14 protein-coding genes are annotated in these 14544 nt (G+C 36.1%); 8 read left to right on the top strand and 6 right to left on the bottom strand.

What is annotated here, in order from left to right; genetic code table 11:
* Positions 1-29 precede the first annotated feature (29 nt).
* Positions 30-518, top strand: a complete 489-nt coding sequence (locus MKZ17_RS06315) for a hypothetical protein (RefSeq protein ID WP_340722908.1) — start codon at positions 30-32, stop codon at positions 516-518.
* Between the two features lie 84 nt (positions 519-602).
* Here MKZ17_RS06315 and hpaB read toward each other — a convergent pair whose 3' ends face one another.
* The gene (gene hpaB, locus MKZ17_RS06310; protein ID WP_340722907.1) at positions 603-2042 is read right to left on the bottom strand and encodes a 4-hydroxyphenylacetate 3-monooxygenase, oxygenase component; all 1440 of its coding nucleotides are present in this window, start codon (positions 2040-2042) and stop codon (positions 603-605) included.
* 221 nt (positions 2043-2263) lie between these two features.
* Between hpaB and MKZ17_RS06305 the strand changes: the two genes are divergently transcribed.
* Positions 2264-2476 carry a hypothetical protein gene (locus MKZ17_RS06305; RefSeq protein ID WP_340722906.1) on the top strand — a complete coding sequence of 71 codons (213 nt, stop codon included), beginning with the start codon at positions 2264-2266 and terminating at the stop codon, positions 2474-2476.
* 77 nt (positions 2477-2553) lie between these two features.
* Here the strand turns inward: MKZ17_RS06305 and MKZ17_RS06300 are convergent, their stop codons facing one another.
* The gene (locus MKZ17_RS06300) at positions 2554-6531 is read right to left on the bottom strand and encodes a S8 family serine peptidase (protein ID WP_340722905.1); all 3978 of its coding nucleotides are present in this window, start codon (positions 6529-6531) and stop codon (positions 2554-2556) included.
* Between the two features lie 428 nt (positions 6532-6959).
* Here MKZ17_RS06300 and MKZ17_RS06295 point away from each other — a divergent pair, with 428 nt between their 5' ends.
* A complete protein-coding gene (locus tag MKZ17_RS06295; RefSeq protein ID WP_340725505.1) occupies positions 6960-7262 on the top strand; it encodes a YunC family protein in 303 nt (100 codons plus the stop codon).
* A gap of 93 nt (positions 7263-7355) precedes the next feature.
* Here the strand turns inward: MKZ17_RS06295 and MKZ17_RS06290 are convergent, their stop codons facing one another.
* Positions 7356-9020 carry a ribonuclease J gene (locus tag MKZ17_RS06290; protein ID WP_340722904.1) on the bottom strand — a complete coding sequence of 555 codons (1665 nt, stop codon included), beginning with the start codon at positions 9018-9020 and terminating at the stop codon, positions 7356-7358.
* Positions 9021-9256: 236 nt separating this feature from the next.
* On the opposite strand from MKZ17_RS06290, the gene MKZ17_RS06285 reads away from it, so the two are divergent.
* From MKZ17_RS06285 to MKZ17_RS06275, 3 genes are read left to right on the top strand one after another with little or no spacing between them, the layout of a single operon-like run.
* A complete protein-coding gene (locus MKZ17_RS06285) occupies positions 9257-9940 on the top strand; it encodes a TraR/DksA C4-type zinc finger protein (RefSeq protein ID WP_340722903.1) in 684 nt (227 codons plus the stop codon).
* On the top strand, positions 9937-10113 hold the full coding sequence (locus MKZ17_RS06280) for an SDR family oxidoreductase (RefSeq protein ID WP_445326940.1): 177 nt from the start codon (positions 9937-9939) through the stop codon (positions 10111-10113). Before MKZ17_RS06285 ends, MKZ17_RS06280 begins: the two co-directional genes overlap by 4 nt.
* Before the next feature lie 15 nt (positions 10114-10128).
* On the top strand, positions 10129-10911 hold the full coding sequence (locus MKZ17_RS06275) for an SDR family oxidoreductase (RefSeq protein WP_340722902.1): 783 nt from the start codon (positions 10129-10131) through the stop codon (positions 10909-10911).
* A gap of 79 nt (positions 10912-10990) precedes the next feature.
* On the opposite strand, the gene MKZ17_RS06270 is transcribed toward MKZ17_RS06275, so the two are convergent.
* From MKZ17_RS06270 to MKZ17_RS06260, 3 genes are all read right to left on the bottom strand, one after another.
* Complete coding sequence (locus MKZ17_RS06270; protein WP_340722901.1) at positions 10991-11428, bottom strand: GNAT family N-acetyltransferase; 438 nt, start codon at positions 11426-11428, stop codon at positions 10991-10993.
* Between the two features lie 220 nt (positions 11429-11648).
* On the bottom strand, positions 11649-11990 hold the full coding sequence (locus MKZ17_RS06265) for a GNAT family N-acetyltransferase (protein ID WP_340722900.1): 342 nt from the start codon (positions 11988-11990) through the stop codon (positions 11649-11651).
* On the bottom strand, positions 11987-13294 hold the full coding sequence (locus MKZ17_RS06260) for an acyl-CoA thioesterase/bile acid-CoA:amino acid N-acyltransferase family protein (RefSeq protein WP_340722899.1): 1308 nt from the start codon (positions 13292-13294) through the stop codon (positions 11987-11989). The genes MKZ17_RS06265 and MKZ17_RS06260 overlap by 4 nt, the downstream gene beginning before the upstream one ends.
* 193 nt (positions 13295-13487) lie before the next feature.
* On the opposite strand from MKZ17_RS06260, the gene MKZ17_RS06255 reads away from it, so the two are divergent.
* Both MKZ17_RS06255 and MKZ17_RS06250 read left to right on the top strand, forming a co-directional pair.
* Entirely contained in the window at positions 13488-14018 is a 531-nt protein-coding gene (locus MKZ17_RS06255; protein WP_340722898.1) for a DNA topology modulation protein FlaR, read from the top strand.
* A 52-nt stretch (positions 14019-14070) separates the two neighbouring features.
* Positions 14071-14511: a cell wall hydrolase gene (locus MKZ17_RS06250; protein ID WP_340722897.1), complete on the top strand. Its 441-nt coding sequence runs from the start codon at positions 14071-14073 to the stop codon at positions 14509-14511.
* Positions 14512-14544: the final 33 nt, after the last annotated feature.

Below are 14544 nucleotides of genomic sequence, written 5' to 3'. Positions count from 1 at the left end.
TTCCACTTTAAATGGAGGTTTTAATTAAAATGGTTCAATTTCAATCCTTTCAAGGTACTGTTACAAATATTTCAGACTTTATGACTACAGCTACCAATAATACAGGATGCTATAAGTTATTTTCGGTGAGCAATCATCAAGGTGGAATTGTTAATTTTGTTGTAGCTCCATCTACTTATGTAGTGGATCATGAGACATTAGCGATTGGGGATCGAATTACTGGTTATTATGACGGGAATTCCCCTGTTCCACTCATCTATCCTCCTCAATATGCTGCACTTGTCATTGTAAAAGAACAACCTCATCAAAATGTAAAAGTTGATTTTTTTAATTGGCAATTAATAAGTAGTGATGGACAGTTACAAATAAACCTTTCTCCACAGACACCTATTCTATTAACAAATTCACAGTCTTTTACAAATAGCCCTGCAAACAGAAATTTAGTTGTCATTTATGGAGCAACAACTAGAAGTATTCCAGCGCAAACAACTCCAGTAAAAATTATCGTCCTTTGCTAAAGAATACCTCTGATGAATACAACAAAAGCGCCCGATTGTTTATGCACAATCGGGTATACTTTAATGAATGTAAAGGTTTAAAATCTACTCTATTTTCAACATATTTAGTACACGTTCTAAATACGGTTCTTTATTGTATGAATTAAATAATTGTCCAGATAACTTTGCTGGATCCCCAAAGAAAAACCGTTCATATATTGTTTGCCGCGTACCAAATGAACTCATCGTTAAATCCCAAGCAAGGCGGAAAATCTTTATGCGATCCTCTGCATTATGTGCCTTCGACTGTAAATATTGATCTAAATCTCCTCTAAGTTCACTATGAAAAGCAGTTTCTGACGGTATATTAATTAAACCACTTGCGCCTAATAGTTGAATAATTTCAGTAAACCTCGGATAAATTTTCGGATAAACATTAATGGCCACCTTTAGTGTATGAATATCTGGTCGCATAACCCCATACTCATCTATTTCCGCTTCAATCTCTGACTTAATTAAAAAAGCTTTCATCGTCTCCAGTGCAACAATTATTTCCGAAATCTTGTCTTGGACATGCACAAATTCACTAATATTAATCGTTTCAACAATCGCTAATGCTACACCTAAAATAAATTCTGTTTTAATAATTTGTCGAGCAACTACTTGATGCAGAGTTAAAGATTGAAATGCTGAATGATTTACAAATGTATTGGAAACTTCAATATTATTACAATAAAAAACACGACTCCAAGGTACTAAAACATTGTCGAAAACAACCATTGAATCTATTTCCTCAAATCGGGAGCTCAATGGATAATCAAATTGAGAATCTCCACCAACAAAGGAAGCTCTACAAACAAACTTTAATCCCTCTGTATTGCATGGAAGTGAAAATGCAAAGCCAAACTTTTCATCGGTATTCCAGCTGGCTGACATGACTAATATTTCATCAGTTATGCCACCCTGTGTCGCGAGTAGCTTTGCTCCTTTAATTATAATACCCTCTTCATTTTGTCCAACAATGCATGCAGCTACCGGTTCGTCATCCAATTCAACATAATACTTCGAACGGTTCACTTGTGGGTCAATAAAAGTATGAGTTAAAGACAAGTCATTCTCCCTGACAAATTCATAATATGCTTTTAAATTTTCAGGGTAGCAGTTTTCCTTTCCTTTTAAAAAATTGATCGAAGAGGCAAATGCCGTCAAAGCCGTATTCATGTAATCTGGGCTTCTCCCCATCAAACCATTATTCAACTTTGCCCATTGTTGAGCCATTTCTCGCCGTTTCACTAAATCTTCCTTTGATTTCGGCTGTAAAAATGACAAACTAACCCTATCTCCTGTCAATGGAGAAGGATAGGTCATCACTTCTATAAGGGAAGAATCATGCTGTAAATCATACAATGCCGCCTGACTTTTCATAATTCCCTTAAAAGCAGGGTGTTCCGAAATATTCCCTGTTACTTGTTTTCCGTCTATCCAAACATTGGACTGGAGCTGATCAATTCGTTTAATATACTGATCACCTGTAATAGCTGGCATACATACTCTCCCTTATCTATTGATCTATCAATGTTGCAAGCCACGTTTTAAAATAAATGAACGAACTTACGTTAAAGATTTCTTTAGTTGTATAATATTAATTTGTTTTTTAAATGCTACTATGTGTACGGGATTGTCCATTTAACAGCATGAAACGGCTAGCATTCTAAGAATAGAACGTTTTCAAGTTGTACACATTAAAAACTAGGAGGTGAACGATCATGAGTAAAAATAACAAAAAGACAATGAATGAAAGAACGCATAACCCTTTTGAAATTTACAGAAGTAAAGATTTGGATAAAACAAATAGTAATAATAATAACCCGAACGACAACTTAAATGAAGAATTTGGACCTGAATTCGATGCGAAGGCAAAAAATAAAAACAATAAAACGAATCATGATAAAAATCAGCAATCGAATAAACAGAAATAAAAAAGATGCCCCAAACCCTTATCATATAAGGGTTTGAAACATCTTTATTGATTAGCAAATTTAAATAAATCTACTTGTTAAGGCTTTGTTGGTTTACCTTGATTACCTGGGTTCCCTGGGTTACCTGAATTCCCAGGTTTATCTGGTTTCCCTGGATTACCTGAATTCCCAGGTTTATCTGGTTTCCCTGGATTGTTAGGTTTCCCTGGCTTGTCCTTGTCTGGTTTTCCAGGTTTTTCTGGCTTCCCAGGTTTAACTGGCTTCTCCTTTTTAGAAACTGTTACAAGAACCTTTACTTCATTACCGCCGTATTTCACAGTAATTGTTGTAGTACCTGAAGACTTAGCAGTTACTAAACCTTGACTTGTAACCGTCGCAACCTTGTTATTAGCAACAGTATATGTCGCAAGTTGTGTAACGTCTTCAACTGTTGGAGATGTAACGACGTTATATCTTGCCGGTCCATCTAACTGATTAATTTGTTCTACTGTATCACCACTATATGGTACTTCATTAAATATAGGTTCAGTAAGTGTTAAGTTTGGAAGTGATTCGATGTCAATCATAGGAGTAATAGTATCTTCTATTTGTGAAGTTACTTCTTCACTTTTTTGTTGATTGGATGAATCTTGTTCTAATACTTCTGTTAATGATGCAGATTTAATTGGTGTTAATGAAGCGATTAGAGTTGTTGAGTTTTTAGCTGTATTTAAATCGTTTTCTGTTTCTAAGTCTGTTTGATCATTAGACTCTTTTGGTGTTTCAGAATCAGCTGGTTCACCTGACTCTTCTGGTACTTCCGAATCTTCTTGCTCACCTGTTTCCTCTTTCATTTCTGGTGTAGCTGGGTTTGCTGGTAATGTAGCACTATCGAAGATTACTACCTCATTATTATTGCCTGCAGCATCTTGAACAACTACTGTCACAACATTATGCGCTGCTACATTTAACGTACTCAAATCGAATGAATAGGAACCATCTTGATTTAATGTAATTGGCACTGCTCCAGATGGTACACCATCTTCTGTTACTACATATGAAGCCGAAAGCTTCGTATTTAAATCATAGTTTAGCCCATATTGTGCTAATGCATCATTATACTCGATATATTTATCTGAAATTAGACCACTTGCGATTCCATCAGTAATTTCACCTGTAATTTCAGGCTTTGTTGTCTTTACAACAATTGGTCCAACATATGCGCCAACAGGTCCTGTAGAAGAAGAAGCATTGAAATCGATTGTGTATAATCCATCAGGAATTGTTGCTGCTCCCGTGCCACCCCATGGAACATATTGTCCACCAACATTAAGCGTGTATGATCCTGCAGCTAATGAATTTCCTGCATGTAAATAACCAATATAACCATCTTGGTAAACCCCACCATCTGGATTCATAATATCCCAAATTTCAATGAAGTTTGTTGTTACATTTCCAGTCAAAGTAAACGATAATAAAGCTGAATCTTTAACACCGTCTCCATTAAACGAAAGATCCGTTTCAGAAATTCTCATATTGCGAATTTCTGTTGGTGCAACTCCACCAAAGTCTACTGCAAATGGTAATGAAATATTTGTATATGGACTTGCAACTGGTGTTGTCGTTTCTATAACATTCAGTTGAATGTTCTCGCCTTTTTTCATATTTAATTCTGTACGATCTACAGAAAGCGATACATCACTCAAATCTTCTTCCACTGCCGTAATATGAATATAACCTAGCAGTTCGTCACCAAGCTTCGCTGCTGTATTTTGTGATGCAGTTAAAGTAACCGTTAAAAGTTCTTCGCCATTTAACGTAAAGGTTGGCTTATCAACCGTAATTGCAGCATCTCCAAAACCTTTTGTAACATCAACAGAGACGTTATACGTTCCGCCAATACCCTTTAAATCCTTCACTAAAATTTGTTTCGTTACAGATATCGGACCTGTTTTTAACGATTGTGTACCAAATGTGACAGTACCTTTTAAGTTTTCAACAATGGCACCACTACTATCTAATAACGCCTCATCAATCGCATAAGCAAGCGCACTTGGATGTGCAGCTGCATAGGCATCAACACGACCTGCACCTTGCTCAAATACATCATATTCCGCTGTATTCAATATTTTTGCTGTATTCGATAATGCTACTTTCACATCGAATGCACTCCAGCTAGGATTTGCTTGTTTAACAAGTGCTGCAATCCCTGCTATGTGAGGTGTTGCCATTGATGTTCCCGTTTTACGGGCATACGCTTGACCGTAACTTGCATCTGGGAAATCTGCTTTGTACATCGGAATTGTTGACATAATATTCGTACCAGGTGCTGTTACATCTGGTTTAATATCAAAGTTTGGTGTTGTAGGTCCACGTGAACTCGAGTCATTTACTTGATCACCTACTGTCGAAACTGAGCCAAACAAATCAAATGAAATTGTGCCCTCTCCATTTGCTAATGCTGCTCGAATCGCTTCCCCATCTGTTACAGACATATCAAACGTAGGTATAAAGTCAAATGAATCCCCTAAAAATACGCCTGATACATTCGGTGCATTCGTACCACCAGCAAAGTTATGAATGATTGTCCCTACTGCCCCTTGTGCTTTCGCATTTTCGATTTTCTCAACAAATGCGATAGATCCACGAGCAATAAGAGCGATTTTCCCTTCTACGTCAATGCCATCAAAATCTGATACATTTCCGACACCAGGAATGGCTACTAACTCATACTCATCTCCTAATTGTACTGCAACATCTTGACCAAATGTTGTAGCCATTAGCTCCAGCTGCTTAGAATATTCAAAGTCACCAATTGAAATATTTACTTGTCCGTTATGCATTAATTCAGGATTTGTTGTATTTCCTACAGCAATTCCTAAACGAGAAGTAGAAGGTGTACCAATTGTTCCACGATTCGGTCCAGAGTTACCTGTTGCAACTACAGAAATCGTTCCAGCCATCATAGCATTATTAATTGCAAATGAAGCTCCGTCCGTTTCAGAGTTTGACCCACCACCTAATGATAAATTGATCACATCCATCTCTTCAATAACAGCTGTTTCAATTGCTTTAATAATGCCCGAAGTTGAACCACTACCATACGCCCCTAATACGCGGTATGCATATAAATCCACTTTAGGAGCAATCCCTTTAATTCCAAACTCATTTGCACCGATTGCTGCTATTGTACCAGCAACGTGAGTACCATGAGATGTATAGAACGCGCTACCGTTTGTATTAAATTCAGGTCGATTTGATGGGCGATCTAACGGAGAAGTTTCTGATGCATCATCATCAGCACGTGGTCGTGCATAATCTGAACCTGTATGTGGAACAAAGTTTTTCCCACCTTTATATATTCCAGCAAATTCCGGATGTGAAGCATCAATACCCGTATCTAGTACGGCTACTTTTATCCCTTGTCCTTCATAGCCTTCATTCCAAAGCTTTTCAATACCTAAGAATGAATTACTCGTATTCATAAAGGCACTAACTTGTCCTTGCTGATTAAAGTCATCATCACCGCTACTTGCCACTTCTTCTGAAGCATGCACGATAACATCTGGCTCTACTAGAGTAATGCCTTCGATGTTTACTAATTTATCAATATCATCTGCCTTTACAGTCGCTGCAAAGCCATTTAATACCGTATCAAATGAATAGCCTTGTGTGAATGAAACATTTTCTTCATTCATCTCACTAATTACTTGTTCTTGTTGAGTGTTTACGTTGTCCTTTACTATTGCTTCAGCATTGCTACTAAATGAACGTCCACTAAATTGCGATATCCCTTTTTCAAGGGCTACAGGCTTTTCCGATAAATGAATTATGACTGGAATTTCTTCACTGCCTGATATATTTTGTAAATCTTTGTGTAAAGTAGCTGCCCCTGTATGGACTCTAAGTTGTTCTGCTATCGCTGCTTTTGCCAGCATCGTACTTTCATCAAAATTAGAATGCTTAAATGAGCCACCTTCTTCATTTGCTGATGCGTTTAGTGGCGAAAGCATCGAGAATATCAATAAGAAAGTTAACAGTATTGCGAAATGTTTACGAAATCCTTTTTCCTTCAAATCCCAACTCCTCCTTTTTGATTAACAACTATTTTTGAGCATTTAGGAAACTTTGAATTTTTGTTCCTAATATGATAGATTATCGCTCCCCCTCTCTCTCTTTTAATGAGCTTTATTACTTTAATAGAAAAGTTATTCGTTTCTCTAAATATTAAATAGAAAAACATAATAATATATGTTTTATAGAGAAAGAATATGAGTTTATAATAGGTAAAATTGTCAGAAAAATCTAGTAAATTTTATATTTTTTTATATATTTTTATTATTTATCTAGCAACTTACTTACTATCATATTAGTCCTTTAGAAGTATATTGAATTAAAATTTATGTCGAAATCCCTCTACTAAACAATCATTTTTTACGAAATTAAATTAAAACGAACACCTTTCGGACCTTTACCATATGTATATTGTAGGAGGGCGATTTATATAGTCTCAACGGAAACAATTGAACTTCAAGGACATTTATTTACTGCTGTAACGGTTCATTTGCCAAAAACGACATTGCTGACCATTTCAAATGAACGCGGTTATATTATGTGCGGTGCATTGGATGTCGGACTTTTAAATCACAAGTTAGCAGACCGGAAGATTATTGCCGGTCGAGCAGTCGGCGTGCGCACGATCGATGACTTATTAAAAGCACCCCTTGAGTCCGTAACCTATGAAGCTGAAAATTGTGGCATTGTCAAAGGAATGATCGGTGAAGATGCATTATTAAAAATGCTTTAAACAAAAAAACTGCCTTGAATATGGTCTTTTTAAAGGACCTTTCAAGGCAGTTTTTAAGTTGCAATTCATTTAGTATTATTTAGATTAAATAGCTTAAATTTCAATAATTATTGGTAGGATCATTGGTTTTCTCATTGTTAATGTAAAAACATATTGGTCCACTGCTTTTTTAATTGCTTTTTTCATAGCATATGGATTTGCCTCATTAAAATTGCTAACAGCTGTTTTCGCTAAATCATTAATATCAAGAATTAATTCTTCAGAATTTTTCGCATAAACAAACCCTCTGGAAATTGTATCTGGATTCGTAATAATTGAGCCATCATACTTACTAATCGTTAAAACAATTACCAACATGCCATCTTCAGAAAGTTTCTTCCGATCGCGTAAAACAATTTCTCCTACTTCTCCAATCCCAATGCCATCCACATACGTATCCCCTGCAGGTATGTCTCGAGTTTGCCGCGCTACCCCATTCACAATATCAACGATTTCTCCATTTTTAAGGATAAAAGTATGATCTTTTTGTACGCCAACTGCTTCGGCTAATAAACGATGTATATGGAGCATTCGATACTCTCCATGAATTGGAATAAAATATTTCGGCTTCATTAAAGTTAGCATAAGCTTTAAATCTTCTTGATAGCCATGACCTGATACGTGCATTCCTGTTATGCTTGAGCTTCCGTAAATAACCTTCGCTCCCAGCTGGAAGAGATTATCTACGATTTTTGATACATCCTTTTCGTTCCCAGGAATTGGTGAAGCAGCAAAAATAACTGTATCGCCTTGAACAACTTTGACATCTCGATTACTACCAGTAGACAGTCTAGAAAGGGCGGCGAGTGGCTCTCCTTGGCTTCCTGTACATAAAATTACTACACGCTCCGGTGGAATTTGATTTAAATCACGGGCTTCTACAAGCATCCAATTTGGTATTTTTAAGTAACCGAGTCTCATGGCAACAGAAACTACATTGACCATACTTCGCCCTAGCAATACTAGTTTTCGATTCGTTTTAATGGCTACATCAATGATTTGCTGAATCCGATTGACATTTGATGCAAATGTAGAAATAAAAATTTTCCCTGTTGCTCTCATAAATTCTTCTTCTAAATGACTACCGACTAATTGTTCAGAAGGTGTGGAACCAGGCCGTTCTGCATTCGTACTTTCAGAAATTAATGCTAATACCCCTTCCGTCCCGATTTCCGCCATTTTATGAATATCTGAAGACTGATCATTCGCTGGTGTTAAGTCGAATTTAAAATCTCCTGTATGGACAACTTTTCCTTCAGGTGTGTGGAAAACTAACCCAAGGCAGTCTGGAATACTATGACTTGTTTTAAAAAATGTGACTGCAATTTGATTAAATTCTAAACGAGAATCTGCATTTATCTCAATTAAATCCGTTTCACGAAGTAATTTATGTTCCTTTAATTTTATTTCGATTAATCCAAGCGTAAATCGAGAAGCATAGATTGGCACATTTAATTTTTTAAGCATATACGGAATACCGCCAATATGGTCCTCATGTCCATGGGTTACAATTAATCCTTTAATCTTGTCTTTATTTTCTTCTAAATACGTAAGCTCTGGGATAATTAAATCCACCCCTAGCAGACTTTTATCTGCAAATTTTGCACCACAGTCTATAATCATAATTTCATTTGAATATTCAATAACATACATATTTTTACCAATTTCATTAATGCCACCTAAAGCAAAAATGGACAATGCATTTTCTGTACTTGCCAATCCAATTCCCTCCTACTATCTCGTTGCTGTAAGTAATGTAACAATTAAATAATCGATTATTGATGCTTTAACACATACTAGTATTGCAACATACGCATGGAACTATACGATATCAATGGTTATAGTGCCTTATTTTATTGAAAATGAATGAAGAAAGTAGAACTTCATTCATTACGCAAAGATATTAAATAATTTCCATTATTTCGCCCATACTACGAACGAAAGGAAGTGTGACCATGCTCACTGACAAACAACTAGCTAATTTAAAAAAGATGCTCATCCACCAAAAAAACGATTTAATAAATGTTAAAAATGAACGAGAAAATGAAGTAACAGCCCATAGCAGCTTACGTGATTCAACAGATGAATTATCAACGCTTGACAATCACCCTGCAGATTTAGCAACTGAATTATATGACCGCGAAAAGGATTTAGCATTAAAGGTGCATAGCGAGGATTTATTATCACAAGTTAATTCCGCACTCGAACGGATGGAAAATGGTACGTATGGAGTTTGCACAAAATGTCATGAAGACATTCCTTATGATCGCTTAGTTGCGATACCGTATACGGAATTTTGTATTAATGATACGGAAGCGAGAGCTATTCCAACAGATCGCCCTGTTGAAGAAGAAATTATTCTTCCACCAGTAGATAATTCATTTGCCAATCGAGAGGCGAATGACGTACTTCAAGATGATGAAGATTCATTCCAAATTGTTGCCCAGTACGGAAATTCAGATACCCCTGCAGACTTTGAGGGCGATTTTGACCATTACAATGATTTATATAGTGATGATGAAAATAAAGACATGTATTCGCCACTAGAAGAATTACACGTCTCCAAAGAGGAAGGTTTAAACGGTCAAATTTCACAAGCATATGCAGATGAAGCTCGGAAATATGATTATTTGGAATAAGTAAATGTAAACCAGCTGAAGCCGCTCATTCAGCTTATAATAATGCTGTTCCAATGAAACGCACCGGTGAGCCAGAAGAAGTAGCTAACTTAATCGCCTTTTTATTATCGGATGAAGCAAACTACATTAGTTCAAAGCCTTACACAATCGATGGCGCTTTATATAATGTTTAACTTGGAGGTATATAGATGAGTCGTTTTAAAGATAAAGTTGTTCTTATAACTGGAGCTGGATCAGGTTTAGGTCAGGCGGCCACATTACAATTAGCAATGGAAGGTGCAAAGCTAGCACTTGTTGACTTAAATCAGGCAGGTTTGGAGGAAACAAAGAAAAAAGTGGCAGATATTGCTCCTAATATAGACCCACTACTTATTACAGCAAACGTTGCTATGGAACAAGAAGTCGAGAATTTTGTAAAACAAACGATTGATAAGTTTGGGAAAATTGATGGCTTCTTTAATAATGCGGGTATTGAAGGAAAACAAAATTTAACGGAAGACTTTGGTATTGAAGAATTCCATAAAGTTGTTTCGATTAATTTAAATGGCGTTTTCTACGGTATGAAGTTTGTGCTAAAAGAGATGAAAAAGCAAGGCTTTGGCTCAATTGTCAATACAGCTTCTGTAGGTGGTATTCGCGGTGTCGGCAATCAATCCGGCTATGCAGCGAGTAAACACGGTGTTGTTGGTTTAACACGAAACTCTGCCGTTGAATACGGTCAATTTGGGATTACGATTAAAGCTATTGCACCTGGTGCAATTATGACACCGATGGTAGAAGGTTCACTCCGTCAAATAGGCGGTGAAAATTGGGAAGAAGCCGGTAAGCAATTTGTTCAATCAAACCCTATGAAACGTTTTGGTAAGCCTGAGGAAATTGGCTACTTAGTAGCATTTTTACTTTCGGACCAAGCAAACTTTATTAATGGTGTGGTCATTCCGATAGATGGTGGCCAATCTTATAAATATTAAAGTGATAATAAGTGCAAGACTTTGTACAAGTCTTGCATTCTCATTTTTATTTAACAAATAGAAAATTTCAGCCTAAAAGTTAGTTTTCTGTTAATCTTTTAGAAAACCCTGTGCTTTTTCCGAGAAATCCTAGGCATTCATAAAATTTATGTGCGGCTATTCGTTCTTCTCGATTCCCACTGTTTAATGTAATGGCTACACAATGATTGTCCCTCGCCCACTCTTCGACAGCTCGCATCAAGCTTTGACCAATATTTTGTCTACGAAAATCATTATGCACTACTAAAGCCAGCACGCGAACATACTGTTCATCAAACTCATAAGCATCTTGTCGACACATGCCAACTAATCCAACAACTGATCCATTTGTTTCCGCAATCAATGTATGATAGTTCGGTAAATGCAATAGTCTTTTAAATCTTTCCTGCAAAATAGAAATTGAAGCAGGATAGCCTAACTGGGCCATTAACTCTTCCATCTGTTCGATATCCTCTATTTGCATAGGACGAATTTGCATAACTGATACATCCCCTTTCTAAAACGTATTTTTTATTCCCTGTTTAATTTTCTTAGTACTTCATCTACAGAAGGCCACACATATATAGATTCATTTAATCGTTGCCCACCTATTGTAATGGGCACTGTTTTAACAAATTGCGCGCCAAAGTATTCATAGAAATATCGGGTAGGATTGTCTTCTAATACTTCAACAAAAACTTTTTCATAGCCTTCATTTTTTATGCGGGTGAATAGTGCTTCAATAAAAGGCGCCCAAGCCCTTTTCCCTGATAAGATTGTAATAAATAAAGTGAGGTTAAATCTGTAGCCTTCAGATCAATATTGTTCGCTCTTCTACATGTATCTCCAAACCCAATTATTTGCTGTTTATCATTTTCTATTATAAATACAGTATTATCTTGTTTTGCAATATTTTGTTGCCAAAGCATTGTTCGTTGTTCGTATGATAATTTTGCTAAAAATTCACTAGGAATTATTCCCTCATAGGTTGTACGCCAAGTATCCACATGAACTTTTGCAATTCCTTGTGCATCTTCTAATGTTGCGCTTCTTACATTCATAAAATTTCCTCCTTCATGATGTAGTTATAATAGCTTTTTTTAAAGAAGGCAATGGTTTTTGCCCATGAATCTTTACTTGCATAGGCATTATCCTTTGTATTTCCTTGCTTATAGGCAATCATTAAATTAGGGATTCCGATTGAATGACCTGCTCCAGGGTAAATGAGGTGGTCATATGGATAAGGCGATCGATGTTCTTCCAACCGTTTTATAGCCCTCTGTGAGAGACCAACCGTGTCCACATCATCTTCCTCTCCGGATATAATTAATACAGGTCCATTTATTTTCTCTACCTGGATTTCTGCTTTCTTTGTTGCTTCTGGATCAGATGCTAAAGCACTATACCATTGTCCAAGTGGATTTCCTCTTCGTTCATTCCACATATCTTTGCATGAAAGGGCTACCGCTATCGGATTTTCTGGCGAGAGATATGGTAGTGGTTTGTCCTGATATAACCAAGCTGGGGGAAGCGTTTTTTCATCAGTCCAAGGGACAATGCCACTAAACGCGACAGCGAATCCATTTAATGCTACAGCAGCACGTAATTCTGGAAATAAACTAGCTGATAATAATGAAAGTTCTGCTCCCCTTGATGTTCCATGTATACCTAACCAGCCATTTGTTACTTCGTTACGTTGTTTCATCCAGTCAATCGCTGTTTTTACATATTCGAGTGGAATATTGACTAGATTCTTAGGAAGACTCTCGACACCAAAGTATGCAAGGGCTAACACTGAAAAACCATGTGATGCTAATAACGCAGCAGGATATTCATATATCCCACCTTCTGAGCCACCAAGTATAATTATTCCTGGCAAAGGCGTTGTTATGTTTTCATTGTAAAAATAAGTTCCAACAAGTCCATGTTCTTTGACTGAATAGCGGGAAATCTGTTCATCTAGCCATAATCTTTTGATTTCAACTTCATCAACAAGAACATGATCAATTAAAAGGGATAACGTAATAATGTGCGGTGATAAAGGGTGTGATGGTCGATCATCCTTTTTAATATTTTCTTGCACTTCCACTACTTCAAATGACCAGAATAATCCCATCCCATTAATCCCCGAGTATGTACCTGATAAAGGTTGCTGTGTATTTAAATCGACTATTCCTTCATTATTAGCTCTATATTTTGCATTAGATTCTAAAGATAATGGCTTCAAACTATTAGTTGTCCGCCTTGCTCTTATTTCTATTTCCTGTTGCGGCTGTAAATCAATTACTTGAATATCAATAGTTCTATCAATCAATGAACTAATAGCACTAACAACAATACGTGGTGAATTAATTTCTGAGCACATCTCTATTTCCTCCTGCTTATCTATTTTTAAACATCCCTAAAATATCAACTATTCACTTTATATGGTAATTCGATTATTTAAAAATAACTATCTTTGTTGCAAAATTGATTTTGCTTTAATCATAGATTACTATAAATGTATAAATTTACATATAAAAAAAACAACAAGGTTGACAGTTGAGAAGGTGTGTTACATGGTTAAGATTCACATTATTGGTCCTGTAGGAAGTGGTAAATCAACTTTAGCAAAAACTCTTACTAAAGAATTTTTTATCCCTTATTTTGAAATTGATAATATTGTATGGGAGCGTAATCCTACCGGGGATATTCGACGTACAGATGAAACAATTACAAATATTATCGCTACTATATTAGAGGAAGATGCTTGGATTATAGAAGGTGTACATACACATTCTTGGGTCGAACCACTACTAGCTGAAGCACATAAAATTATATACTATGAGCCTTCTAAATATGTAAGACTATACCGAATTAACAAACGATTTGCTAAACAGTATTTAAGAATAGAAAAATCAAATTATAAACCAACTATAAACATGCTTAAAAGTATGCATAAATGGAATAATCAACATGAGGAAAAATACCAAGATGAAATTGCTGAAATATTGATGCCTTTTCATCAAAAATTAATTCACCTTCAAACAAAAAAGGATTTTAGAAAATTACATAAAACATTTCAAGAAACGTTCGACAAAAGCATCTAAAAAATGACATCACTTTAGGCTTTTCTTCATACTATAGCTATGAGGTGAATAAATGCCAAGAATAAAATACCGAGAAGCAGATGTTGATTTAATGGCTAGGATGATGCGAGCAGAGGCTGAAGGTGAAGGCAAGCAAGGGATGTTATATGTTGGCAATGTAATCGTTAATCGTGCTATAGCAGATTGTTTAGACTTTAGAGATGTCCGAACAATTGAAGACGTTATTTTTCAAGTGCAAGGAAACAATTACTCTTTTGAGGCTGTACAAAAAGGAAATATGTTTTATCAACGAGCAAGAGATACTGAACGAAGATTAGCTAGGCAAAATTTAGAATATTGGAGAGTCCATCCAGCGAAATATGCCCTTTGGTATTTTAATCCATTTGGGGAGTGTCCTCCAACATGGTACAATCAACCTTTTACTGGTCAATTTAAACAACATTGTTTTTATGAACCAATAGGTGGAACATGTGATAGTGTTTATATGGGTTAGGAACTTCGTGTAGCCTAACTTTATAAACAAACT

The sequence above is a fragment of the Solibacillus sp. FSL R7-0682 genome (assembly GCF_038005985.1).
Taxonomy (GTDB): domain Bacteria; phylum Bacillota; class Bacilli; order Bacillales_A; family Planococcaceae; genus Solibacillus.
This window is presented reverse-complemented; position numbering and strand designations above follow the sequence as displayed.